The following is a 24,499-nucleotide window of genomic DNA, read 5'->3' as shown; positions in this document are numbered from 1 at the left end:
AATATTGCTTAATTCTCCGGAGTTTCGCTGTCCGGGAGAGTAAGCATGACATTAATGGCTGGCATTTCGCCAGGTGCAACCGAATGGCTTCAGCGCGCGAGGCTGATGCGCCGGGAGCAGCTCAGCAAGCTGGCAGAGCTGAACGTGCTGGTGCACGGCATTAGCCAACTGGTACATATGCTACAGTGCGAGCGTGGGGCATCTAACGTCTGGCTCTGTTCACAGGGTAAGCTCTACGCGCCTGAATGCAAAGCCAGCCGGGCGCTGGTAGACGAAAATCTTGCTGCGCTGAATACGATACTTGGCAAGCAGTCCCTCCTCCCGGGGAGCGCCGTCTGCGAACGTATCGGTAATGCACTGCATACGCTGGACACACTTCCCGCGCTGCGTGACGGGGTGAGTCAACAAACCCTGACGGCCCCGCAGGCCATGGAACATTACTCCCGCATGCTTCGCCATCTGCTCAGTATCGTGCCGCAACTCAATGACAGCATTGACGATCCGCAAATCGCGGGCCGGTTTGTCGCCCTTTACAGCCTGATGCAGGGCAAAGAACTGGCGGGACAAGAGCGGGCCCTGGGGGCGATAGGCTTCACGCAGGGTTTTTTTGATGACGTTACCCGCCAGAGACTGGTAGATCGCATTGACGGGCAGCAAGCCTGCTTTGAGATCTTCCTCTCCCACAGTCAGGCTGACGTTCAGACCACTTTCTCCCTCAACTGCCAGCCCGACCGTGAGACGGAGCAACTCCGGCGCGTGGCCTGTACCCGCCAGCCTGCCGCGGATAATGGCCATACCGCGCTGGCGTGGTTTGCGCTGCAGACGGCGCGGCTGGAGCATCTGCGCGCGCTGGAGGAGACAATCATCGCCGATCTGATGGTCGCGGTGGATGAGCGGATTCAGCGTGACGAGGTCTATCCGCATCCTGCAGATGAACTGGAGGACCCGCTGGCGCATTACCCGGATAAACCCCTGCTGCCTCTGGTTCGCCAGCAGGCGCGCGAGATTGAGCAGCTCTCCCGTCAGCTTGCGTCGCTGCGCGATACGCTTGAGGAGCGAAAAACCATTGATAAAGCAAAAAGCGTGCTGATGACCCACCAGAATATGAGTGAGGAGCAGGCCTGGACAACGCTGCGCAAAATGGCGATGGACAAGAATCAGCGCATGGTGGATATCGCCCGGGCGCTGCTTACGGTGAAAAGCGTGTGGCAGATAACCCCAAAGGAGTAGCTGCACAATCAGTGGGCATGTTGTGCCTGATTGGGGTGCGTAATGGCGAGCAAAACCCGGCTGTCGGCCCTGAAACAGGGTGTTCAGACCTGGCATTGACTTTGCATTATTGAATTAACCATTTTTGACGGTGCGCCAACGGCGGTGCATCAGTCTTCGGGATAAAGGCGTCCAGCGGTGCTTCGGCACTGTGGGCGCTTTTTTTTGGCTTTTTTTCAGGAGTGGTCATGGCGGATTTGTCGAGACGACGGTTTTTGCAGGCCAGCATGCTGGCGAGTGGCGCAGTGTTATTACCGGGTGTCATGCAAGCTGCCTGGGCGGCAGGCTCGGATAAACCGGAGCAGGAGACGGTACGTATCGGGTTTATCCCGCTGACCGACTGTGCGCCGGTGGTTATCGCAGCCCTGAAAGGCTTTGATAAAAAATACGGTATCACCATCGTCCCCACCAAAGAGGCGAGCTGGGCAGCGGTACGCGACAAGCTGGTGGCGGGGGAGCTGGACGCCGCGCACATTCTTTACGGTCTGCTGTACGGGCTTGAACTGGGTATTGCAGGCAAGCCGCAGCAGATGGCAAACCTGATGACGCTTAACCAGAACGGTCAGGCCATTACGCTCTCCAGCGATCTGGCGGAGAAGGGGGTTCGCGATCTTGACGGGCTGAAAACGCTGGTCGGGCAGCAGGCGCCTGGCACTTACACTTTCGCGCACACCTTCCCGACCGGAACGCACGCCATGTGGCTTTACTACTGGCTGGCGAGCGCAGGCATTAACCCCTTCGATGACGTGCGCACGGTGGTGGTGCCGCCGCCGCAGATGGTGATGAACATGCGCATTGGCAACATGGTGGGCTTTTGCGTCGGTGAGCCGTGGAACGCGAGGGCGATTAACGACCGCATTGGCTTCACCGCTGCCACGTCGCAGTCCATCTGGGCAGATCATCCTGAAAAAATTCTCGGCACGCGTCGCGACTGGGTGGAGAAAAATCCGCACACCGCCCGGGCGCTGGTGAGTGCCGTGATGGAAGCCGCGCGCTGGATTGAGGCGTCCCCGGAAAACAAACGTGAAACCGCGCAGATCCTCTCGCGACGGGCGTGGCTCAACTGCAAAGAACAGTATCTCACCGGGCGAATGCTCGGGGAATACGACAACGGCCTGGGGCAGCGCTGGCAGGACGCGCACCCGATCCGTTTCTTCAACGAGGGTGCCGTCAGTTATCCGTACCTCTCCGACGGCATGTGGTTCTTAACCCAGTTCCGCCGCTGGGGCTTGCTTAAAACCGCGCCGGATTACGTGGGTATTGCGCAGCGCATTAACCAGACCGCGGTCTGGCAGGATGCTGCCACCGCCGTCGGCGGACTCTCCACTCCCTCATCACCGTATCGCAGCAGCACGCTGATGGACGGTACCGTCTGGAACGGAACCGATCCGGAAGGGTACGCCAACCGTTTTGCCATTCACCGTAAAGGGGCCTGATTATGCCGCATCTGCAAAACACAAAACCACAAGAGAAGCCTGAGAGCGGGGAGGTGATTGTCCTGCCACCGTTACAGGTTCGTCGTCGTACGCCTGCGTTGGCGCGTCGAATGAATGATGTTTTACAGCGCGTCATTCCGGCGTTTCTGGGGCTGGGGCTGCTGGTGGTGCTCTGGCAACTGGCGGCGATAAACAGCAAAGGCTTCCCGACGCCGCTCAGCACGCTCGACTCGGCCATAACCCTGTTCGCCGATCCGTTTTATCGCGACGGGCCAAACGATATGGGCATAGGCTGGAACGTGCTTGCGTCACTGCAGCGCGTCGCCATCGGCTTTGGTCTGGCAGCGCTGGCGGGGATTCCGCTGGGCTTTCTGATTGGCCGCTTTACCTTTTTCTCGCGCATGTTCAACCCGCTAATTGCCCTCCTGCGGCCGGTTAGCCCGCTGGCCTGGCTGCCCATCGGCCTGCTGCTGTTCCAGAAAGCGGAGCCAGCATCAAGCTGGACCATTTTTATCTGCTCCATCTGGCCGATGGTCATCAACACCGCGGAAGGGGTGCGCCGTATTCCACAGGACTACCTCAACGTCGCCCGGGTACTGCAACTCTCTGAGTGGACCATCATGCGCCGCATTCTCTTTCCCGCCGTGCTGCCTGCGGTGCTGACCGGGGTACGCCTCTCCATCGGTATTGCCTGGCTGGTTATTGTCGCCGCCGAGATGCTCACCGGGGGCTTAGGCATCGGCTTCTGGATCTGGAACGAGTGGAACAACCTCAACGTCGAAAACATTCTCATCGCCATCGTCATTATTGGCGTGGTCGGGTTGCTGCTGGAGCAGGGGCTGATGCTGATTGCCCGTCGCTTTAGCTGGCAGGAAAAATAAGGAGCGAAGATGAAACCATTAATTCAGGTCCAGGGCGTGAGCCAGCGCTTTTCTACTGCCAGCGGCGAGTTTCTGGCGCTGCAAAACGTTTCGTTTGATATTTACGAGGGCGAAACCGTCAGTTTGATCGGCCACTCCGGCTGCGGCAAATCGACGCTGCTGAACCTTATTGCCGGCATTACGCTGCCGACGGAAGGTGGGCTTATCTGCGACAACCGCGAAATTGCCGGGCCGGGCCCCGAGCGCGCGGTGGTGTTTCAGAACCATTCCCTGCTGCCATGGCTCACCTGCTTTGACAACGTCGCCCTGGCGGTGGATCAGGTGTTCCGTCACACCATGAGCAAGGCTGAGCGTAAAGCGTGGATCGAGCACAACCTCGACCGCGTGCAGATGGGGCATGCCTTGCATAAGCGCCCGGGGGAGATCTCCGGCGGCATGAAGCAGCGCGTGGGCATCGCCCGCGCGCTGGCGATGAAGCCAAAAGTGCTGCTGATGGATGAACCGTTCGGCGCGCTGGATGCGCTGACGCGAGCCCATCTGCAGGACTCGGTGATGCATATCCAGCAGGCATTGAACACCACTATCGTGCTGATTACCCACGACGTGGATGAGGCAGTGCTGCTTTCCGATCGCGTGCTGATGATGACCAACGGCCCGGCGGCGACCGTCGGAGAGATCCTGCGCGTTGATCTGCCGCGTCCGCGCAACCGGGTTCAGCTGGCGGACGACAGCCGCTACCACCACATGCGTCAGCAGATCCTCCATTTCCTCTACGAAAAACAGCCGAAAGCGGCGTAACGAGGGGGCTTTGATGCGACTGGTCATTATCGGGAATGGAATGGCGGCCACCCGGCTGATTGACGGGCTAACCGGGCGGGCCTCGGGTCGTTTTGCTATCACCGTCGTCGGTGATGAGCCTGAGCATGCCTATAACCGCATTCAGCTTTCGCCGGTGCTGGGGGGCGAGAAAGCGGCAGCGGATATCTGTCTTCAGGATGAGGACTGGTACCGGGTACGTGGCGTTACGGTGCTGCGGAGCGAAAGGGCGCTTGCCGTGGACGTGGCCTCACGGGAAGTGCGAACCGCCACCCGCACGCTGGGCTGGGATGCCCTGGTATTTGCCACCGGTTCAACGCCTTTTGTTCCGCCGATCCCCGGCGGTGATGCGCCCCAGGTGTTCACGTTCCGCACCCTGGAGGATACCTGCGCCATTCAGGCAGTTTCCGGTCCGGCGGTGGTGCTGGGGGGCGGCGTGCTTGGGGTTGAGACTGCGGCAGCACTGGCACGCTCAGGTGACAACGTCACGCTCGTTCATCGCGGTCCGTGGCTGATGGAACAACAGCTGGATCAACAGGCTGGCGCGCTGCTGGAGGAGGCGCTGGCGGAACGGGGCGTGCGCTGTGAGCTTGCCTCCGGCATCTCGGCAATTAACGACAACACCGTGACGTTGCTCAATGGACGCAGTATTGCTGCGGCGCGCGTGGTGTTGGCGACCGGCGTGCAGCCCAACATTGGCCTGGCAAAGGCCAGCGGCCTTCATTGCGCGCGCGGGATTGTGGTGAATCACCAGATGCAGACCTCCGCGCCGGACATCTATGCCATTGGCGAGTGCTGCGAAATTGATGGCCAGACGTTTGGCCTGGTCGCCCCCTGTCTGGCGCAGGCCGATATCCTCGCCGCACGGCTGGCGGGCGACACCACTGCGCCATTTACCCTCACCGACAACGGTGTGCGCCTCAAGGTGACCGGCGTGGAGCTGTTCAGCCTGGGTCGCGCGGCGGAGCAGGAGGGCGACGTGGTCTGGCGTTCATGGGATCCGCTGACGCGTCACTATCGTCGCTTACTGATCCATCAGGGGACGCTGGCTGGCGTGCTGCTGATGGGAGATTGCCGCAACGCGGCGACATTTACCGATTTACTGGCAACGGCTGCGCCCGCACACGCGGACTGGCTGTTCGATCGATTCACTACGCAACCGCAGGTTGCAGGACAGAACGCTATGACAAAACCTACTCTGGTGGTGGTTGGGCACGGTATGGTCGGCCATCATTTTCTCGAAGATTGCGTTAACCGCAACTTACATCAGCAGTATCAGATCGTGGTCTTTGGTGAAGAGCGCTATGCCGCCTATGACCGCGTGCATCTGTCCGAGTATTTTGGCGGCCGCAGTGCGGATTCGCTCTCGCTGGTGGCAGGGGATTTTTTTGCTGATAACGGCATTGAGCTGCGCCTGTCGCAGCAGATTGTCGCCATTGACCGCGACGCGCGCGTGGTGCGTACCGCCAGTGGGCATGAAACGCACTGGGATAAACTGGTGCTGGCGACCGGCTCATACCCGTTTGTCCCGCCGGTACCGGGTAACGATCTGCCGGGCTGTTTTGTCTACCGCACGCTCGACGATCTCGACAACATTGCGGCCCATGCGGCGGGTGCGCGTCGCGGGGTCGTCATCGGCGGCGGGCTGCTGGGGCTGGAGGCAGCAAACGCCCTGAAACAACTCGGGCTCGACACTCACGTGGTGGAGTTTGCGCCCAATCTGATGGCGGTTCAGCTCGATAACGACGGCGCGTCGATGCTGCGCAAGAAAATCGAGGCGCTGGGCGTGGGCGTTCACACCGCTAAAGCCACCACGGAAATTGCGTCGACGGATGACGGGCTGGTGCTGCGCTTTGCCGATGGCGAAGCGCTGGAAACGGACCTGGTGGTCTTTTCTGCCGGAATCCGTCCGCAGGACGCGCTGGCGCGCAGCAGCGGGCTGGCTATCGGCGAGCGCGGCGGGATCTGCATTAACGATGGCTGCCAGACTTCCGACCGTGACGTGTTTGCCATTGGCGAATGCGCGTTGTGGGAAGGGAAAATCTTTGGACTGGTTGCCCCGGGCTACCAGATGGCACGCGTGGCCGCCGCCGTGCTGGCAGGGGAGGATAAAACCTTCACCGGCGCGGATATGAGCACCAAACTCAAGCTGCTGGGCGTGGATGTGGCGTCGTTTGGCGACGCTCACGGGCGCACGCCGGGGGCGCTGAGCTACCAGTGGACGCACGGCCCGCAGCAAATCTACAAGAAAATCGTGGTCAGCCACGACAGCAAAACGCTGCTCGGCGGCGTGCTGGTGGGTGATGCCAGCGAATACGCCACGCTGGTGCAGATGATGCTCAATGGAATCAGCCTGCCGAAAGCGCCGGAAACCCTGATATTACCCGCATCCTCAGGCAGCGCGCCAAAAGCGCTGGGCGTGGCGGCGCTGCCGGAAAGTGCGCAGATCTGTTCGTGTCATAACGTCAGCAAGGGCGATATTTGCCAGGCCGTGAGCGCGGGCGCAACGGATATCGGTGCCATCAAACAGTGCACTAAAGCGGCGACCGGTTGCGGGGGCTGTAGTGCGCTGGTGAAGCAGGTGATGGAGTTTCAGCTTGCTGAACAGGGCGTGGAGGTGAAAAAGGATATCTGTGAACACTTCCCCTGGTCACGCCAGGAAATCTACCACCTGGTGCGCGTCAACCATATCCGCACCTTTGACCAGCTCATCAGCCGCTACGGTCAGGGACACGGGTGCGAAATTTGTAAGCCGCTGGTCGGGTCCGTGCTGGCTTCCTGCTGGAACGAGTATCTGCTTAAACCGGCGCATCTGCCGCTGCAGGACACCAACGACCGTTACTTTGCCAATATTCAGAAGGACGGAACCTATTCCATCGTGCCGCGTATGCCCGCCGGGGAAGTGACCGCCGACGGGCTGATCGCCATCGGCCAGATTGCAAAGCGCTATAGCCTTTACAGCAAAATCACTGGCGGGCAGCGTATTGACCTCTTTGGCGCCACTCTGGAACAGCTACCGGAGATCTGGCAGGCGCTGGTGGAAGCCGGATTTGAGACCGGCCACGCTTACGGGAAATCTCTGCGCACGGTGAAATCCTGCGTTGGGTCGACCTGGTGCCGCTATGGCGTGCAGGACTCCACCGGCCTCGCGGTCAAACTGGAGCACCGTTACAAAGGCCTGCGCGCGCCGCACAAAATCAAAATGGCGGTTTCCGGCTGTACCCGCGAGTGTGCCGAGGCGCAGAGCAAAGACGTGGGCGTCATTGCCACTGATAAAGGCTGGAACCTCTACCTGTGCGGCAACGGCGGCATGAAGCCGCGCCATGCGGATCTTTTCGCCAGCGATCTGGACGATGAAACGCTGATCCGTACCGTTGACCGGTTCCTGATGTTCTACATCCGCACGGCGGATCGCCTGCAGCGCACCAGCACCTGGATGGACAACCTGGAAGGCGGCCTCGACTATCTGCGCGAGGTGATCCTCGACGACAGTCTGGGTATTGCCCACGAACTGGAGCAGGAGATGGCCCGGGTGGTAGAAACCTACCAGTGCGAATGGCAGACCACGCTCAACGATCCCAACCGTCTGGCGCTGTTCCGCACCGCTGTGAACGACACTGCCGCAGAGCAAGGCAAACGCTGGCAGGAAATCTGCGGTATCGAGGATATCCCCGAACAGGCGGGCATTGGCGCGCGTCTTGGTCACAACGCGATTGCGCTGTTCCGCTTTGGCAAAACCGTTTATGCCCTCGACGACCTGGAGCCAGGAAGCCGTGCGAACGTGCTTTCTCGCGGCATTCTTGGCGATGCGGCGGGGGAGCCGGTGGTGATCTCTCCGCTTTATAAACAGCGCATTCGTCTGCGCGATGGCTGTCAGGTTGAAAATGGTGAGCCTGCGGTACGCGCCTGGCCGGTGAAAATTGAAAACGGCAAAGTGTGGGTCGGTAACGATGCCCTGGTCATGCGTGCGGAGGCTTCATGACAGAAACCCGGACAACATGCCCCTACTGCGGGGTGGGCTGCGGCGTGGTCGCCCGCTTGGAAGGCGGCGTGGTCAGCGTTCGGGGAGATGAAACCCATCCGGCGAATTTTGGTCGCCTGTGCGTGAAAGGGGCCGCCCTGGGGGAGACAACCGATTTACAGGGGCGGCTTTTGCACCCGGTCCTCGACGGTCATGAGGTGGACTGGACGCAGGCACTGGAGGCGGCAGGTGAACGGCTCCAGCACATTATCGACACATGGGGGCCGCAGGCGGTGGCATTCTACGCGTCCGGCCAGCTGTTAACCGAGGATTACTACGCCGCTAACAAGCTGATGAAGGGGTTCATCGGGGCGGCGAACATTGATACCAACTCCCGGCTCTGCATGTCGTCAGCGGTGGTGGGTTATAAACTTGCCTTCGGTGAGGACGTGGTGCCGTGCAGTTACGAGGACGTGGAGAACAGCGATCTGGTGGTACTGGTGGGCTCGAATGCCGCCTGGACGCACCCTGTTCTGTACCAGCGGCTGGTGCAGGCAAAGCAAACCAATCCGCAGATGAAGGTGGTGGTGATTGACCCGCGTGAAACGGTTACCTGTGATATTGCTGACCTGCATCTGGCGCTAAAACCCGGCAGCGATGCGGGGCTGTTTGTGGGGTTGCTCAATATGATCCAGGGAACCGACGCGTGGCCGATGGCCCGCGTGGCGGCGTTTTGCGACCTTCCTGTGCAGGATATTGGTGTGTTTTATGACTGGTTTGTCACCGCGCCACGCGCGATCACGCTCTACACCATGGGGATCAATCAGTCATCGAGCGGTAGCGACAAGTGTAACGCTATCATCAACGTCCATCTTGCCAGCGGAAAATTCAACCGCCCGGGCTGCGGTCCGTTTTCGCTGACCGGACAGCCAAACGCCATGGGCGGACGGGAAGTGGGCGGGCTGGCGAATCAGCTGGCGGCGCACATGAACTTTGAGCCGGACGATCTTTCGCGGGTGGCGCGTTTCTGGGGAACGGAAAGGCTGGCGCAGACGCCAGGCCTGATGGCGGTTGAACTGTTCGATGCCATTGCCCGTGGCGAGGTGAAGGCGGTGTGGATCATGGGCACCAACCCAGCGGTCTCGCTGCCGGACAGTCACGCCGTATGTCAGGCGCTGGCAGGCTGCCCGCTGGTGATTGTTTCTGAGGTCATGAACGATACCGACACCAGCCGGTTCGCCCATATCCGTTTTCCGGCGCTGGCCTGGGGGGAGAAGGACGGCACTGTGACCAATTCCGAGCGGCGTATTTCGCGCCAGCGCGCCTTTCTGCCTGCCCCGGGAGAGGCAAAACCGGACTGGTGGATCGTCGCGCAGATTGCAAAACGGCTGGGGCACGGCGACGCCTTTGCCTGGCAACATCCGCACGAGATTTTTTGCGAACACGCGGCGCTGACGGCCTTTGAAAATGACGGCACGCGGGCATTGAACCTGCATGACCTGGCTGAACTTACCCGGGAAGCGTGGGAGCGGCTGGAGCCGTATCAGTGGTCAACGGGGGATTTTCCGCGCCGAAACCTGGTGCCGGTCGATCCGGTCCAGCACGGTGCGGCGGTCAGCACGCTGTACCCGGTGCTCCTCAATACCGGACGCATCCGCGATCAATGGCACTCCATGACCCGGACGGGGTATGTGTCCCGGTTGATGCAGCATATCGCGGAGCCGTTTGTTGAGGTCTGCGCCAGCGATGCCATGCGGTTCTCGTTGTGTGATGGCCAGCTGGCGCGGATCAGTTCGCCGCGCGGCGTGATGGTCGCCAGAGTGCGAGTCAACCGCGGCATCCGGCAAGGCGAGGCGTTTGCCCCGATGCACTGGAACGCCGTGTTTGCCCGTCAGGGAAAGGTGAATGCGCTGGTGGAAGGGCGCTGCGATCCGGCGTCTGGCCAGCCGGAGAGCAAACAAACCGCCGTTCGGATCATGCCCTGGCTGCCCGTCTGGCAAGGGGTGCTCTATACCCACGAACAGCCGGAGTTACCATCCTGGGTTCACTGGTGGCGTAAAGCCTCGCATCTGACGGTATCAGGAGATAAACCGTTGCTGTCGTGGGTCATGAACTACGCCAGCAGCCGGGGCTGGCAGTTACAGGTTGCTCAAACCGGCGAACGCAGTAGCGTGCTGGCCTGGCATGAAGGTCAGCTGATGCTCGGCTTCTGGGAAGGCACCACGTTACCGGAGCTGGTACACCCGATCATTGATGCTGCTTTTCGCTCGCCCCCCACGACGCCTGCAGAGCGTCATGCGCTGCTGAACGGGCAGGGTGTGGAGGAGACGGCGGATCCGGGACGCATTATCTGTAGCTGCTTCAGCGTCGGAGAAAATGCGATTCGGGAGGCGATAGCCGGAGGGTGCGAAAGCGTCGCCGCGCTGGGGGCAACGTTACGGTGCGGCACGAACTGTGGCTCCTGCGTTTCGGAGTTGAAAGGACTGTTTGGATGATGGTGTAAGCGCGTCGGGTGGCGTAGCCGCCACCCGACAATCAGTTTCAGGATAATCCTGAAATTTCCGCCAGAACTGCATTTCCAGGCTTATCGCGTTAACATAATAAGAGTTTATCCATAAACACAGGTTCTTTTTTACGACGTTGATGGTTGTATCGTCCCGCATTCGTTTTCTGCTCTTACTCCCCCTTCTTACGGCCGGAGCCGTTCACGGTGCGCCGCGTTCCTTTATCCAGCAGGCACAAAATCCTTTTGATAATAACGGGGATAATCTGCCCGACCTGGGTATGGCTGCTCCCTCAGGGGAAGGGGAAAAGCACCTGGCCGAAATGGCGAAAGCCTTTGGTGAAGCCAGTATGACCGACAACGGCCTGACAACGGGCGAGCAGGCGCGTCAGTTTGCCTTTGGTCAGGTGCGCGACGCGGTGAGCGGCGAAGTGAACCAGCAGATTGAGTCCTGGCTGTCGCCCTGGGGGAACGCCAGCGTCAATTTACTGGTGGATAACGAGGGCAAATTTAACGGCAGCAGCGGGAGCTGGTTTATCCCCTGGAACGATAACAACCGTTACCTGAGCTGGAGCCAGCTTGGCCTGACGCAGCAGACGGATGGCCTGGTCAGTAACGCCGGAATCGGCCAGCGCTGGGTCGCCGGAAAATGGCTGCTGGGCTACAACACCTTCTACGATAATCTGCTGGACGAAAACCTGCAGCGTGCCGGACTGGGCGCCGAGGTGTGGGGGGAGAATCTGCGCCTGTCAGCGAACTATTACCAGCCGTTTGCCGGATGGCGCGACAGATCTGATGTTCAGGAACAGCGAATGGCGCGGGGATATGATGTCACCGCCAAAGCCTGGCTGCCGTGGTTTCATCACCTGAACACCAGCGTCAGCGTCGAGCAGTATTTTGGCGACAACGTTGATCTCTTCAACAGCGGAACCGGCTATCACAACCCGGTGGCGGTCAATCTTGGGCTTAACTATACCCCGGTTCCGCTGGTCACGCTGACCGCCGCGCATAAGCAGGGTGAAAGCGGCGAAAGCCAGAATAACCTCGGCCTGAAGCTTAACTACCGCTTTGGCGTGCCGCTGGTAAAGCAACTCTCCGCCAGTGAAGTTGCGGCCACGCGTTCTCTGCGTGGCAGCCGCTATGATTCCCCCGAGCGCAACAGCCTTCCGATTATGGAGTTCCGCCAGCGTAAAACGCTGTCCGTCTGGCTGGCAACGCCGCCGTGGGATCTGAAAGGGGGTGAAACCGTCATGCTGAAGCTACAGACTCGTAGCACGCACGGCATCCGTCAGATCCACTGGCAGGGCGATACCCAGGCACTGAGCCTGACTTCGCCCGGAAAGGGTAACAGCAGCGACGGCTGGAGCGTGATTATGCCTGCCTGGAATGAGGCAGAAGGCGCGACAAACCGCTGGCATCTTTCGGCGGTAGTGGAAGATGAGAAGGGCCAGCGCGTCTCGTCCAATGAGATCACGCTTGCGGTGGTGCAGCCGCTGATCGCTATACCTGACGACGACCCGCGCTGGAAGCTGCTGCCGGATGAGTAATCCTTAAAAAATGCGTTCCTGATGTACCCACACGGCGGCCTCAACGCGGGATTTTAACTTCATTTTCTTCAGCATATGCTTCACATGCACTTTGACCGTGCTTTCGGTGATATCCAGACGGCGGGCGATCATTTTGTTCGGCAGCCCCTGGGCGATTAGTTTGAGAATATCGCGTTCGCGCGGTGTTAACTGGCTGACGTCACGGTCAGACGTGGCGCGGTTGGCCCGCAGGCTGGCGGCCAGCACCGGCGTCAGGGCTTCACTCAGCACCATCTCGCCCGCCGCGGCCTGCTGCAGTGCTTTAAGCAGATCTTCCGGCTCCATATCTTTCAGCAGATAACCATCCGCGCCGCGCTTCAGCGCCGTGACCACATCTTCTTCATGGTTCGAGACGCTAAAGACGACGATGCGTCCGGAAAGCGATTTTTCCCGCAGCTTGTCGAGGGTCTCCAGGCCGTTCATCCCGGGCATGTTCAGATCGAGCAGGATCAGATCGGGATCGAGGGACTCGGCGAGCTCAATGCCCTGTTCCCCGTTGCTGGCTTCGCCAACCACGGTAATATCGGGTGCCATGCTGACCAGCTGTTTTACGCCAGTACGCAGCATCGGATGGTCGTCGATCAACAGGATGGATGCCGGTTCCTGATTAGTCATGGGTTTCTCCTTGAGAAGTTGTAAGCGGTTTTTCGGGAATAAAGGTGACCACGACTTCCGTGCCACCCGTCTCTCTCCGGCGAACCTGACAATCACCGCGCAGGCTTTGGGCGCGGTCTCGCATAATGATTAAACCATAGTGGTTCGTGCGCTCGGCATTTTCCGGCACGCCGCGGCCGTTGTCGTGAACCGTGAGTCTGACCTGGTTAGCGTGCTGGCTGACGGTGACCGTGACCGCCGTCGCTTCCGCGTGTTTAAGCACGTTGCTGAGTGCTTCACGGGCGATCTGCAGTAGATGAATGGCCTGATGTGACGGGACAAACCGCGGCGGCAGCTGGTAATCCAGCTTCACCGGGAACCCCAGCCGGGCGCTAAACTCCTGACAGCTGGCTTCCAGCGCCGGACGCAGGCCCGGCTCGGTCAGCTGCAGGCGGAAGGTGGTCAGCAGCTCACGCAGCTGTACCCAGGACGTATTCAGCTCGTTGCGTATCTGGCTGAGCAGCTGTTTATTACTGTCCGGCATCTGCGCATCCTGCATCTGCAGGCAGCTTACCTGCATTTTCATACAGGAGAGCGATTGGGCGATTGAGTCATGCAGCTCGCGGGCGATGGTGGCGCGTTCTTCCATAACGATGAGCTGCTGCTGTTTTTCCTGATGCCTGTCGAGCGCCAGCGTGGCCGTTAGCTGTTCAACCAGCGTATCAACCAGCTGTTGCTGATCGTGGCTCAGGTGACGCCCGGCGGGCAGGGTCGCCAGCAGAATACCGTACTGGGTATGGCTGTCCGTTAGCCGCCATTTCAGCGTCGTGCCGCCAGTGGTCGACGGCGGCAGGCCGCGAGGGCATAAATGACAGCCTTTATCATCACAGGACATGTCGGACTGACAGGTAAACTCCTGATGATTATCTTCATCTTCCACGTCGTAAACGCGAAGTTCCAGGTCATGCAGCAGGGTCAGATTTTGCAGGCCATTCAGCACCGGGGAGAGGCGTTCACAGAGCGGCACCTGCATGTGCAGCCGGCGGTTGGCCTGCCACAGGAAAGAGAGGATTTCGTTTTTCTGCTCCAGCCCGGCCGTTTTTTCCTGTACGCGCTGCTCAAGCACCGCGTAGCTTTCGGACAGCTCTGCCGACATGGTGTTGAGCGCCTGGCCGAGCATCGCCATTTCGTTGCGTCCGCTGATGTGCGTGCGCTGGGTAAAATCCCGGGCGGTAACCGCCCGGGCCATGGCCAGCAGCTGTTTCCACGGATTCAGCAGCCGCGCGCGGAGCCAGATAATGGTGAAGATCAGCAGCAGGCCCATAAACAGCGCCATGGCACGGTGTACCATCACCACCCGATCGATGCGTAATTCAGTGGTTTGGTCAAAAGAGGAGACCAGGGCATCAATGCGTGAGACAAAACCCGCCACGTCCTGCGCGACCGTCTCCGGGCTTTGCGCCTGTTTCAGTCCGGGTTCCAGTTGGGTGTGCCAGTAGCCCTGAAGGGCTTTAAGCTGGGATTGCTGACCGGCGCGGATGGCTGCATTTTCCAGTTCAGGGCTGAAAGCCGTGCGCTCCATTTCATCAATGAGAGGCTGGTCGTCCTGCGTCAGAGGCACCGACGCCAGCAGACGGTAACTCTGCATGCGTAGCGAGCCTGCCTCATTGATGGCATGCGCATTACCCTGTACCCCTTGTACCAGCCAGCCGGAAATCGCCATGCCGGTCACGCCGAGTGCGGTGGACAGCAAAACGATCAGGGCTAACTGATTGACGAGTGTCAGCGGTGATAAACATCTTTTTAACATAGAGTTGCCGGGCTCCTGACGTGGCCTGCTTGCAGGAATGGCGCTATTCTGGTGCATACCCTGGAGTATACCCATACCTACAAATGATTACTCCTAAATTGCCAGTGGAGTATGCATCTGAGGGTAGGGGGAGCAGGGACGCGTCAGCGCCGTGAAAAACAACGTCTTTTTGACCTGATTTGCCTACTCACTAAGGATAAGACCTTTTTTCGTGCCGCAAATCCTCGCACTTTTCCTTTGATTTATATCAACTTACCGCCGCCCTAAAACCCTAATGTTTGCAGCATCATTCGAGAATCAGAGGTGTCTATGAGTCACTCATCCGCTCCCGAAAGGGAAAATGGTGCCGTTATTACAGACTGGCGTCCAGAGGATCCGGCGTTCTGGCAACAGCGCGGCCATCGTGTAGCAAGCCGGAATCTGTGGATTTCCGTTCCGTGTCTGTTATTAGCGTTTTGCGTATGGATGTTGTTTAGTGCAGTGGCGGTAAATCTGCCAAAAGTTGGGTTTACGTTCACAACCGATCAGCTGTTTATGCTGACCGCGTTGCCGTCGCTGTCAGGCGCGCTGCTGCGCGTTCCTTACGCCTTTATGGTGCCGGTCTTTGGTGGCCGTCGCTGGACGGCATTCAGTACCGGGATCATGATCGTGCCTTGCGTGTGGCTCGGCTTCGCGGTGCAGGATACGTCCACGCCGTTCAGCGTGTTCGTGATCATCTCCCTGCTGTGCGGTTTTGCGGGTGCGAACTTCGCCTCCAGTATGGCGAACATCAGCTTCTTCTTCCCGAAAGCGAAACAGGGTGGCGCGCTGGGCATTAACGGTGGTCTGGGCAACATGGGCGTGAGCGTGATGCAGCTGATCGCGCCGCTGGCGATCTCGGTGTCCATTTTTGCTGCCTTTGGTGGCGGTGGCGTTGAACAGGCGGATGGTTCTTCCCTCTACCTGCAGAACGCCGCCTGGATTTGGGTGCCGTTCCTGGTGGTCTTCACCCTGGCAGCGTGGTTCTTTATGAACGATCTGTCTGCGTCGAAGGCGTCACTGAGTGAACAGCTGCCGGTGCTGAAACGTGGACACCTTTGGGTGATGGCGCTGCTGTATCTGGCCACCTTCGGGTCGTTTATCGGTTTCTCTGCCGGTTTCGCCATGCTGTCGAAAACCCAGTTCCCGGACGTGCAGATCCTGCAATTCGCCTTCTTTGGTCCATTTATTGGCGCGCTGGCTCGCTCACTGGGCGGCATGGTTTCTGACCGTCTGGGCGGTACCCGCGTGACGCTGGTGAACTTTGTCGTGATGGCTGTCTTCTGTGCGTTGCTGTTCCTGACGCTGCCAGCGGACGGACAGGGCGGAAACTTCATCGCCTTCTTCGGCGTGTTTATGGTGCTGTTCCTGACGGCCGGTTTGGGGAGTGCGTCCACCTTCCAGATGATCTCCGTGATCTTCCGTAAGCTGACGATGGATCGCGTGAAAGCGCAGGGTGGAAGCGAAGAGCAGGCGATGCGTGAAGCGGCGACGGATACCGCTGCTGCGCTGGGCTTTATCTCTGCCATCGGTGCCATTGGCGGCTTCTTTATCCCGAAAGCGTTCGGTATTTCGCTTGACCTGACCGGTTCCCCGGCGGGTGCGATGAAAGTGTTCCTTGTGTTCTATATCGCCTGCGTTGTGATTACGTGGCTGGTATATGGCCGTAATACCAAGAAAAATAAGTAAGTGTGATTATCCGTTTGCGCGGCCTTGGGGCCGCGTTTTTTTTGATCTGGAAGTAGTTACAACATACTGGTGGGTTTGCACAGAAGCGCGCCGGTAACACTGTGATCGCCGTCGCCTTGCAGGGAGGTCTACCCCTTAATACCTGAGATGTTAAATTTTGCCGTGGTTATTGTACGATGAAATGAAAATATCATTAAAAATCATATTATTATGAATTTTTAAAATCTACCGCTTTGGTGGTATTTGGCCTAACCCCACCCCTGAAAGTCCCTCGTCGTCTTGATCGTTATCAATTCTCCTCCTCTTTCAGAGCGTTACCTTCGCTGCAAATCAGCAATGTCGATTTAGAGAGCCACAGGCTCCACACAGGAGATACCCGATGAGCAAATTTTTGGACCGGTTTCGCTACTTCAAACAGAAGGGTGAAACTTTTGCCGATGGGCACGGCCAGGTTCTGGATACCAACCGGGACTGGGAAGACGGTTACCGTCAACGCTGGCAGCATGACAAAGTTGTCCGTTCTACCCACGGCGTAAACTGCACTGGCTCATGTAGCTGGAAGATTTTCGTTAAAAACGGTCTGGTGACCTGGGAAATGCAGCAGACCGACTATCCGCGCACCCGCCCGGATATGCCGAACCACGAACCGCGCGGCTGCCCGCGTGGCGCCAGCTACTCCTGGTATCTCTATAGCGCTAACCGTCTGAAATACCCGCTGATGCGTAAGCGTCTGATGAAAATGTGGCGTGAAGCGAAAGTGCAGCACAGCGATCCGGTTGATGCCTGGGCGTCCATCATCGAAGATGCGGATAAAGCGAAAAGCTTTAAGCAGGCTCGCGGCCGCGGTGGCTTTGTTCGTTCCTCCTGGAAAGAGGTGAACGAGCTGATTGCCGCCTCTAACGTCTACACTGTCAAAACCTACGGCCCTGACCGCGTGGCAGGCTTCTCGCCGATCCCGGCGATGTCGATGGTCTCTTACGCCTCCGGCGCGCGCTATCTGTCACTGATCGGCGGCACCTGTCTGAGCTTCTACGACTGGTACTGCGACCTGCCGCCTGCGTCTCCGCAGACCTGGGGCGAGCAAACCGACGTGCCGGAATCTGCTGACTGGTACAACTCAAGCTACCTCATCGCCTGGGGCTCTAACGTTCCGCAGACCCGTACCCCGGACGCGCACTTCTTTACCGAAGTCCGCTACAAAGGGACCAAAACCGTTGCGATCACCCCGGACTACGCGGAAATTGCCAAACTGTGTGACCTGTGGCTGGCACCGAAACAGGGTACCGACGCCGCGATGGCGATGGCGATGGGCCACGTTATGCTGCGCGAATTCCACCTCGATAAACCAAGTCAGTATTTCACCGACTATGTACGTCGCTACACCGACATGCCGATGCTGGTGATGCTGGAAGAGCGTGATGGTTACTACGCCGCTGGCCGTACGCTGCGCGCCGCCGATCTGGTGGACGCGCTGGGCCAGGAAAATAACCCTGAATGGAAAACCGTTGCGTATAACAGCAACGGCGAGCTGGTGGCACCTAACGGCTCTATCGGCTTCCGCTGGGGTGAGAAGGGCAAGTGGAACCTCGAACAGCGTAACGGTACCACCGGTGAAGAGACGGAACTGCGTCTCAGCATGCTGGGCAGCCAGGACGAGATCGCCGAGGTCGGCTTCCCGTACTTTGGAGGCGAAGGATCAGAGCATTTCAACAAGGTTGAACTGAAAAATGTTCTGATGCATAAACTGCCGGTTAAACGCCTGCAGCTGGCTGATGGCTCAACGGCGCTCGTCACTACCGTTTACGATTTGACCATGGCGAACTACGGTCTGGAACGGGGTCTGAATGATGAAAACTGCGCAACCAGCTATGACGACGTAAAAGCCTACACCCCGGCATGGGCGGAGCAGATCACCGGCGTTCCTCGCGCACAGATTACCCGTATCGCCCGTGAATTTGCAGAAAACGCGGATAAGACGCACGGTCGCTCAATGATCATCGTCGGCGCGGGTCTGAACCACTGGTATCACCTGGATATGAACTATCGTGGCCTGATCAACATGCTGATCTTCTGCGGCTGTGTCGGTCAGAGCGGCGGCGGTTGGGCCCACTACGTAGGCCAGGAAAAACTGCGTCCGCAGACCGGCTGGCAGCCGCTGGCGTTTGCCCTTGACTGGCAGCGTCCTGCACGTCACATGAACAGTACCTCGTACTTCTATAACCACTCCAGCCAGTGGCGCTACGAGACGGTTACCGCGCAGGAATTGCTGTCGCCAATGGCGGATAAATCCCGCTACAGTGGCCACCTGATTGACTTCAACGTCCGTGCTGAGCGCATGGGCTGGCTGCCGTCTGCGCCGCAGCTGGGTACTAACCCGCTGCGCATCGCGGAAGAGGCGAAAAAAGCTGGAATGTCACCGGTGGATTACACCGTTAAGTCCCTGAAAGACGGCTCAATCCGTTTCGCGGCTGAACAGCCTGAGAACGGCAAAAACCATCCGCGTAACCTGTTCATCTGGCGCTCCAACCTGCTGGGCTCGTCCGGTAAAGGTCACGAGTACATGCTGAAATACCTGCTCGGTACCGAGAACGGTATCCAGGGGAAAGATCTCGGCAGGCAGGGTGGCGTGAAGCCGGAAGAGGTGGAATGGAAAGACAACGGTCTGGACGGCAAGCTGGATCTGGTGGTGACCCTCGACTTCCGTCTGTCCAGTACCTGCCTGTATTCCGATATCGTGCTGCCAACCGCGACCTGGTACGAAAAAGACGACATGAATACCTCGGATATGCATCCGTTTATTCATCCACTGTCTGCCGCGGTTGACCCGGCGTGGGAGTCGAAAAGCGACTGGGATATCTACAAAGATATCGCGAAGAAATTCTCTGAAGTGTGCGTCGGGCATCTGGGCAAAGAGACCGACGTGGTGACGCTGCCAATCCAGCACGACTCTGCGGCCGAGCTGGCGCAGCCGCTGGACGTCAAAGACTGGAAAAAAGGCGAATGTGACCTGATCCCGGGCGTGACCGCGCCGCACATCATTCCGGTGGAGCGTGATTACCCGGCGACGTACGAGCGATTTACCTCTATCGGTCCGCTGATGGAGAAAATCGGTAACGGCGGGAAAGGGATTGCCTGGAATACCCAGAGCGAAATGGATCTGCTGCGTAAGCTCAATTACACCAAAGCGGACGGCCCGGCGAAAGGCCAGCCAATGCTGAACACGGCGATTGATGCCGCAGAGATGATCCTGACCCTGGCGCCGGAAACCAACGGCCACGTGGCGGTGAAGGCGTGGGCAGCGCTGAGCGAGTTTACCGGTCGTGACCACACGCATCTGGCAACGAATAAAGAGGAAGAGAAAATCCGCTTCCGCGATATTCAGGCCCAGCCGCGCAAGATTATCTCCAGCCCGACCTGGTCAGGACTTGAAGATGAGCATGTCTCCTATAACGCCGGTTACACCAACGTTCACGAGTTGATCCCATGGCGCACGCTGTCCGGTCGTCAGTCCCTGTATCAGGATCACCAGTGGATGCGTGACTTCGGTGAAAGCCTGCTGGTGTACCGTCCGCCAATCGACACCCGCTCCGTAACCGCAGTTATGGGCGCGAAATCCAACGGTAACCCTGAAAAGGCGCTGAACTTCCTGACGCCGCACCAGAAGTGGGGGATTCACTCGACCTATAGCGACAACCTGCTGATGCTGACGCTTTCGCGCGGCGGTCCAATTGTCTGGATGAGCGAGACGGATGCCAAAGATCTGGGTATTGAAGATAACGACTGGATCGAGGTGTTTAACAGCAACGGCGCCCTGACGGCACGTGCGGTGGTGAGCCAGCGCGTACCGGCCGGGATGACCATGATGTACCACGCGCAGGAACGTATCGTTAACCTGCCGGGGTCAGAAATCACCGAACAGCGCGGCGGGATCCACAACTCCGTGACCCGTATTACGCCGAAGCCGACCCATATGATCGGGGGCTATGCGCAGCTGGCCTACGGCTTTAACTACTACGGCACCGTAGGATCGAACCGCGATGAGTTCGTGGTGGTACGTAAGATGAAGAACATTAACTGGTTAGACGGCGAAGGTAATGACCAGGTACAGGAGAGCGTAAAATGAAAATTCGTTCACAAGTCGGCATGGTGCTGAATCTGGATAAATGCATCGGCTGTCACACCTGCTCGGTCACCTGTAAAAACGTCTGGACCAGCCGTGAAGGTATGGAGTACGCCTGGTTCAACAACGTGGAAAGCAAGCCGGGTACCGGCTTCCCGACCGACTGGGAAAACCAGGAGAAGTGGAAGGGCGGTTGGATCCGTAAAATCAACGGCAAGCTGCAGCCGCGCATGGGTAACCGCGCGATGCTTCTGGGAAAAATCTTCGCTAACCCGCATCTGCCGGGCATTGAGGATTACTACGAGCCGTTTGACTATGACTACCAGAACCTGCACAACGCGCCGGAAAGCAAACACCAGCCGATCGCGCGTCCTCGCTCGCTGATCACCGGCAAGCGCATGGACAAAATTACCAGCGGTCCAAACTGGGAGGAGATTCTGGGCGGCGAGTTCGAAAAACGCGCCAAAGACCAGAACTTCGAGAACATGCAGAAGGCGATGTACGGCCAGTTCGAAAACACCTTCATGATGTATCTGCCGCGCCTTTGCGAGCACTGCCTGAACCCGGCGTGCGTGGCGACCTGCCCAAGCGGCGCCATCTACAAGCGTGAAGAGGACGGCATCGTCCTGATCGACCAGGACAAATGCCGCGGCTGGCGTATGTGCATCACCGGCTGCCCGTACAAAAAAATCTACTTCAACTGGAAGAGCGGGAAATCAGAGAAATGCATCTTCTGCTACCCGCGTATCGAAGCAGGTCAGCCAACCGTCTGCTCCGAAAGCTGCGTAGGCCGTATCCGCTACCTCGGCGTGCTGCTGTATGACGCAGACGCGATTGAAAATGCCGCGAGTACCGAGAACGAGAAAGATCTGTATCAGCGTCAGCTTGACGTGTTCCTTGACCCGAACGATCCGAAAGTCATTGAGCAGGCGCTGAGGGACGGTATTCCACAGAGCGTTATCGACGCGGCGCAGCAGTCGCCGGTGTATAAAATGGCGATGGACTGGAAGCTGGCTCTGCCGCTTCATCCGGAATACCGCACGCTGCCGATGGTCTGGTACGTGCCGCCGCTGTCGCCAATCCAGTCTGCTGCCGATGCAGGCGAGCTGGGCAGCAACGGCATTCTGCCGGACGTCGAGAGCCTGCGTATCCCGGTTCAGTATCTGGCAAACCTGCTGACCGCAGGGGATACCCAACCGGTACTGCTGGCGCTGAAACGTATGCTGGCGATGCGTCACTTTAAGCGTGCGGAAACCGTTGATGGCGTTAACGATACCCGCGCGCTGGACGAGGTCGGTCTGACTGAAGCACAGGCCCAGGAGATGTACCGCTACCTGGCAATTGCCAACTATGAAGACCGTTTCGTGGTGCCGAGCAGCCACCGTGAACTGGCTCGCGAGGCCTTCCCGGAGAAAAATGGCTGTGGCTTTAGTTTTGGCGACGGTTGCCATGGGTCAGACAGCAAATTCAACCTGTTTAACAGCCGCCGCATCGACGCCATGGATGTGACCAGCAAAACGGAGCCGCACCAATGATTGAACTCGTCATTGTTTCGCGTCTGCTCGAGTATCCGGATGCTGCGCTTGCGCAGCATCAGCAGGAGCTTTTTGATGCACTCGCGTCATCTGAAAACCTGGATAAAGAGGATGCCCAGACGCTGGGCGTTTTCCTCCGCGACCTGTTAGCGCGCGATCTGCTCGACGCGCAGGCGGACTACAGCCAGCTGTTTGACCGTGGCCGTGCAACGTCGTTACTGCTGTTCGAACACGTTCATGGTGAATCCCGCGACCGGGGTCAGGCGATGGTGGACCTGATGGCTCAGTACGAGCAGCACGGCCTGATGCTCGACAGCCACGAGCTGCCGGACCATCTGCCGCTGTACCTGGAGTATCTGGCTCAACTGCCGAAAGACGAGGCGCTGGGCGGTCTGCAGGACATCGCGCCGATCCTGGCGTTGCTCAGCGCGCGTCTTCAGCAGCGTGAGAGCCGCTATGCGGTGCTGTTCGACCTGCTGATGAAGCTGGCAAACGCCGCTGTCGACAGTGAAAAAGTGGCGGAGAAAATCGCGGATGAAGCCCGCGATGATACCCCGCAAGCGCTGGATGCGGTCTGGGAGGAAGAGCAGGTGAAATTCTTTGCTGACCAGAGCTGCGGCGAGTCTGAAATCTCCGCTCACCAGCGTCGTTTTGCCGGGGCGGTCGCTCCGCAATATTTGGATATCTCTAACGGAGGACGGCACTAATGCACTTCCTGAATATGTTCTTCTTTGACATTTACCCGTATATCGCGGGCACCGTGTTCCTGGTGGGAAGCTGGCTGCGTTATGACTACGGCCAGTACACCTGGCGTGCTGCCTCCAGCCAGATGCTGGATCGTAAGGGGATGCACGTCGCGTCTAACCTGTTTCATATCGGGATCCTCGGGATTTTTGCCGGGCACTTCCTCGGGATGCTGACCCCGCACTGGATGTACGAAGCGTGGCTGCCGATTGAGGTGAAACAGAAGATGGCGATGATCGCGGGCGGTGCCTGCGGCGTGATGACCCTCGTCGGGGGCCTGCTGTTGCTGAAACGTCGTCTGTTCAGCCCGCGGGTGAGGGCAACGACCACTGCGGCGGACATCCTGATCCTTTCCCTGCTGGTGGTGCAATGCGCGCTGGGTCTGCTGACCATTCCGTTCTCGGCGCAGCATATGGACGGCAGTGAAATGATGAAGCTGGTCGGCTGGGCGCAGTCCGTGGTGACTTTCCACGGTGGCGCGTCCGAACACCTGGACGGCGTGGCGTTTATCTTCCGCGTTCACCTGGTGCTGGGGATGACGATGTTTGTGCTGTTCCCGTTCTCCCGTCTGGTACACATCTGGAGCGCGCCGGTGGAGTACCTGACGCGCAAGTATCAGATTGTGCGTGCCCGTCGCTAATGCACCGTTTTAATACCAACCCCGCACTCGCGGGGTTTTTTTTCGCCCCAGCCCAGGTTGTTGCCCGCCGCGGCAAACAGGATTAACGCGCCACCCGCCAGCTGCGTCAGGTTCAATGCGTGTCCGAACACCAGATTATCTACAATAATTGCCACCACCGGATAGATAAACGACAGGGAGCCGGTCACCGGCGTTGGCAGTTTCTGGATCGCGCTATACAGCAGTTGATACATAATACCGGTATGGACGATGCCCAGCGTCAGCAAGATCGGCCAGGGAAAATCGCCGGAGAGCGACGGCTGGCTGGCAAAAGGCAGCAGCATCACCACGCCGGTCAGCACCTGGATAAAAGCGATATGCTGTGGGGCGATTGTTTTGAGTTTGCGCGCAATGATTGCCGTCAGCGCATAGAAGAAGGCCGCGGCCATGGCCAGACCAACCCCTGCGAGCCATTTACTGTTATGGGCTCCGGTCAGCTCACTGGAGAGCAATATCACCACTCCGCCAAAGGCGAGGAACAGCCAGCCCCATTTTACCAGGCTGACGCGCTCACCTAAAAACATCCCCATCAATACCAGCATAAACGGCTGGGTGTTATATACCACGGTAGACAGGCCAATAGAGATACGTTCGTAAGCGGCGAAAAGCAGTAGCCAGTTCACAACTAATGCCACACCCCCGAGAATCGCCAGCATCAGCGTGGTGCGGGTGAGGGGACTAAAGGGCTTTTGACTGACCCGGATAAAAATAAAAAGTGTTATGGCCCCAATAAGACAGCGCCAGAAGACCACTTCCGTGACGGGCAGACCGGAGAGTAAAACAAACGCACCGATAGAGCCGGAAATTAACATCGCCAGGCTCATTTGCCAGACGCCTTTATGGAAATCACGCATTATC

At 58.6% G+C, this 24,499-nt stretch carries 16 protein-coding genes; 12 read left to right on the top strand and 4 right to left on the bottom strand.

Going from position 1 to position 24,499, the window contains the following annotated elements:
* Positions 1-45 precede the first annotated feature (45 nt).
* Complete coding sequence (nasR, locus tag A4308_RS17295) at positions 46-1,230, top strand: nitrate regulatory protein NasR (protein WP_045135485.1); 1,185 nt, start codon at positions 46-48, stop codon at positions 1,228-1,230.
* A gap of 106 nt (positions 1,231-1,336) precedes the next feature.
* On the opposite strand, the gene A4308_RS22905 is transcribed toward nasR, so the two are convergent.
* Positions 1,337-1,459 (bottom strand): hypothetical protein, encoded by a 123-nt coding sequence (locus tag A4308_RS22905; protein ID WP_255343926.1) that lies wholly within the window; start codon positions 1,457-1,459, stop codon positions 1,337-1,339.
* On the opposite strand from A4308_RS22905, the gene A4308_RS17290 reads away from it, so the two are divergent.
* The 6 genes from A4308_RS17290 (at position 1,458) to A4308_RS17265 (ending at position 12,413) form a co-directional block, all read left to right on the top strand.
* The gene (locus A4308_RS17290; RefSeq protein ID WP_045281219.1) at positions 1,458-2,705 is read left to right on the top strand and encodes a CmpA/NrtA family ABC transporter substrate-binding protein; all 1,248 of its coding nucleotides are present in this window, start codon (positions 1,458-1,460) and stop codon (positions 2,703-2,705) included. The genes A4308_RS22905 and A4308_RS17290 overlap by 2 nt on opposite strands.
* Positions 2,706-2,707: 2 nt before the next feature.
* On the top strand, positions 2,708-3,586 hold the full coding sequence (ntrB, locus tag A4308_RS17285; RefSeq protein WP_014884183.1) for a nitrate ABC transporter permease: 879 nt from the start codon (positions 2,708-2,710) through the stop codon (positions 3,584-3,586).
* 9 nt (positions 3,587-3,595) lie between these two features.
* Complete coding sequence (locus A4308_RS17280) at positions 3,596-4,384, top strand: ABC transporter ATP-binding protein (protein WP_045281220.1); 789 nt, start codon at positions 3,596-3,598, stop codon at positions 4,382-4,384.
* A gap of 13 nt (positions 4,385-4,397) precedes the next feature.
* Positions 4,398-8,384: a nitrite reductase large subunit NirB gene (gene nirB, locus A4308_RS17275; protein WP_072251773.1), complete on the top strand. Its 3,987-nt coding sequence runs from the start codon at positions 4,398-4,400 to the stop codon at positions 8,382-8,384.
* The gene (locus A4308_RS17270; protein ID WP_063308689.1) at positions 8,381-10,858 is read left to right on the top strand and encodes a nitrate reductase; all 2,478 of its coding nucleotides are present in this window, start codon (positions 8,381-8,383) and stop codon (positions 10,856-10,858) included. Before nirB ends, A4308_RS17270 begins: the two co-directional genes overlap by 4 nt.
* 148 nt (positions 10,859-11,006) lie before the next feature.
* Positions 11,007-12,413 (top strand): YchO/YchP family invasin, encoded by a 1,407-nt coding sequence (locus tag A4308_RS17265; protein ID WP_045281222.1) that lies wholly within the window; start codon positions 11,007-11,009, stop codon positions 12,411-12,413.
* A 3-nt stretch (positions 12,414-12,416) separates the two neighbouring features.
* Here the strand turns inward: A4308_RS17265 and narL are convergent, their stop codons facing one another.
* Both narL and narX read right to left on the bottom strand, forming a co-directional pair.
* On the bottom strand, positions 12,417-13,067 hold the full coding sequence (narL, locus tag A4308_RS17260; RefSeq protein ID WP_008499531.1) for a two-component system response regulator NarL: 651 nt from the start codon (positions 13,065-13,067) through the stop codon (positions 12,417-12,419).
* Positions 13,060-14,856 carry a nitrate/nitrite two-component system sensor histidine kinase NarX gene (narX, locus tag A4308_RS17255; protein WP_014884178.1) on the bottom strand — a complete coding sequence of 599 codons (1,797 nt, stop codon included), beginning with the start codon at positions 14,854-14,856 and terminating at the stop codon, positions 13,060-13,062. The genes narL and narX overlap by 8 nt, the downstream gene beginning before the upstream one ends.
* Positions 14,857-15,165: 309 nt before the next feature.
* Here narX and A4308_RS17250 point away from each other — a divergent pair, with 309 nt between their 5' ends.
* The 5 genes from A4308_RS17250 (at position 15,166) to narI (ending at position 23,602) form a co-directional block, all read left to right on the top strand.
* A complete protein-coding gene (locus A4308_RS17250; RefSeq protein WP_014884177.1) occupies positions 15,166-16,563 on the top strand; it encodes a NarK family nitrate/nitrite MFS transporter in 1,398 nt (465 codons plus the stop codon).
* Positions 16,564-16,942: 379 nt separating this feature from the next.
* Positions 16,943-20,686, top strand: coding sequence for a nitrate reductase subunit alpha (locus tag A4308_RS17245; protein ID WP_023338400.1), 3,744 nt, complete (start codon positions 16,943-16,945; stop codon positions 20,684-20,686).
* Positions 20,683-22,218, top strand: coding sequence for a nitrate reductase subunit beta (gene narH, locus A4308_RS17240; protein WP_045281223.1), 1,536 nt, complete (start codon positions 20,683-20,685; stop codon positions 22,216-22,218). The genes A4308_RS17245 and narH overlap by 4 nt, the downstream gene beginning before the upstream one ends.
* Positions 22,215-22,925: a nitrate reductase molybdenum cofactor assembly chaperone gene (gene narJ / locus A4308_RS17235; protein WP_045281224.1), complete on the top strand. Its 711-nt coding sequence runs from the start codon at positions 22,215-22,217 to the stop codon at positions 22,923-22,925. The genes narH and narJ overlap by 4 nt, the downstream gene beginning before the upstream one ends.
* Positions 22,925-23,602 carry a respiratory nitrate reductase subunit gamma gene (gene narI, locus A4308_RS17230; RefSeq protein WP_045281225.1) on the top strand — a complete coding sequence of 226 codons (678 nt, stop codon included), beginning with the start codon at positions 22,925-22,927 and terminating at the stop codon, positions 23,600-23,602. Before narJ ends, narI begins: the two co-directional genes overlap by 1 nt.
* Here the strand turns inward: narI and A4308_RS17225 are convergent.
* Positions 23,599-24,495 (bottom strand): DMT family transporter, encoded by an 897-nt coding sequence (locus A4308_RS17225; protein ID WP_045281226.1) that lies wholly within the window; start codon positions 24,493-24,495, stop codon positions 23,599-23,601. The two genes, narI and A4308_RS17225, sit on opposite strands and share 4 nt — an antisense overlap.
* Positions 24,496-24,499: the final 4 nt, after the last annotated feature.

Origin of the sequence: Enterobacter sp. ODB01, from assembly GCF_001623605.1 — a bacterium.
Taxonomy (GTDB): domain Bacteria; phylum Pseudomonadota; class Gammaproteobacteria; order Enterobacterales; family Enterobacteriaceae; genus Enterobacter; species Enterobacter kobei.
The sequence above is the reverse complement of the archived record's forward strand: the minus strand, read 5'-3'. Positions and strand labels throughout refer to the sequence as shown.

What these genes read in the sequence shown, in the direction of transcription:
- nasR (WP_045135485.1), top strand. Translation starts at nt 46, where the DNA reads ATGACATTAATGGCTGGCATTTCGCCAGGTGCAACCGAATGGCTTCAG.
- A4308_RS17290 (WP_045281219.1), top strand. Translation starts at nt 1,458, where the DNA reads ATGGCGGATTTGTCGAGACGACGGTTTTTGCAGGCCAGCATGCTGGCG.
- A4308_RS22905 (WP_255343926.1), bottom strand. Translation starts at nt 1,459, where the DNA reads ATGACCACTCCTGAAAAAAAGCCAAAAAAAAGCGCCCACAGTGCCGAA.
- ntrB (WP_014884183.1), top strand. Translation starts at nt 2,708, where the DNA reads ATGCCGCATCTGCAAAACACAAAACCACAAGAGAAGCCTGAGAGCGGG.
- A4308_RS17280 (WP_045281220.1), top strand. Translation starts at nt 3,596, where the DNA reads ATGAAACCATTAATTCAGGTCCAGGGCGTGAGCCAGCGCTTTTCTACT.
- nirB (WP_072251773.1), top strand. Translation starts at nt 4,398, where the DNA reads ATGCGACTGGTCATTATCGGGAATGGAATGGCGGCCACCCGGCTGATT.
- A4308_RS17270 (WP_063308689.1), top strand. Translation starts at nt 8,381, where the DNA reads ATGACAGAAACCCGGACAACATGCCCCTACTGCGGGGTGGGCTGCGGC.
- A4308_RS17265 (WP_045281222.1), top strand. Translation starts at nt 11,007, where the DNA reads ATGGTTGTATCGTCCCGCATTCGTTTTCTGCTCTTACTCCCCCTTCTT.
- narL (WP_008499531.1), bottom strand. Translation starts at nt 13,067, where the DNA reads ATGACTAATCAGGAACCGGCATCCATCCTGTTGATCGACGACCATCCG.
- narX (WP_014884178.1), bottom strand. Translation starts at nt 14,856, where the DNA reads ATGTTAAAAAGATGTTTATCACCGCTGACACTCGTCAATCAGTTAGCC.
- A4308_RS17250 (WP_014884177.1), top strand. Translation starts at nt 15,166, where the DNA reads ATGAGTCACTCATCCGCTCCCGAAAGGGAAAATGGTGCCGTTATTACA.
- A4308_RS17245 (WP_023338400.1), top strand. Translation starts at nt 16,943, where the DNA reads ATGAGCAAATTTTTGGACCGGTTTCGCTACTTCAAACAGAAGGGTGAA.
- narH (WP_045281223.1), top strand. Translation starts at nt 20,683, where the DNA reads ATGAAAATTCGTTCACAAGTCGGCATGGTGCTGAATCTGGATAAATGC.
- narJ (WP_045281224.1), top strand. Translation starts at nt 22,215, where the DNA reads ATGATTGAACTCGTCATTGTTTCGCGTCTGCTCGAGTATCCGGATGCT.
- narI (WP_045281225.1), top strand. Translation starts at nt 22,925, where the DNA reads ATGCACTTCCTGAATATGTTCTTCTTTGACATTTACCCGTATATCGCG.
- A4308_RS17225 (WP_045281226.1), bottom strand. Translation starts at nt 24,495, where the DNA reads ATGCGTGATTTCCATAAAGGCGTCTGGCAAATGAGCCTGGCGATGTTA.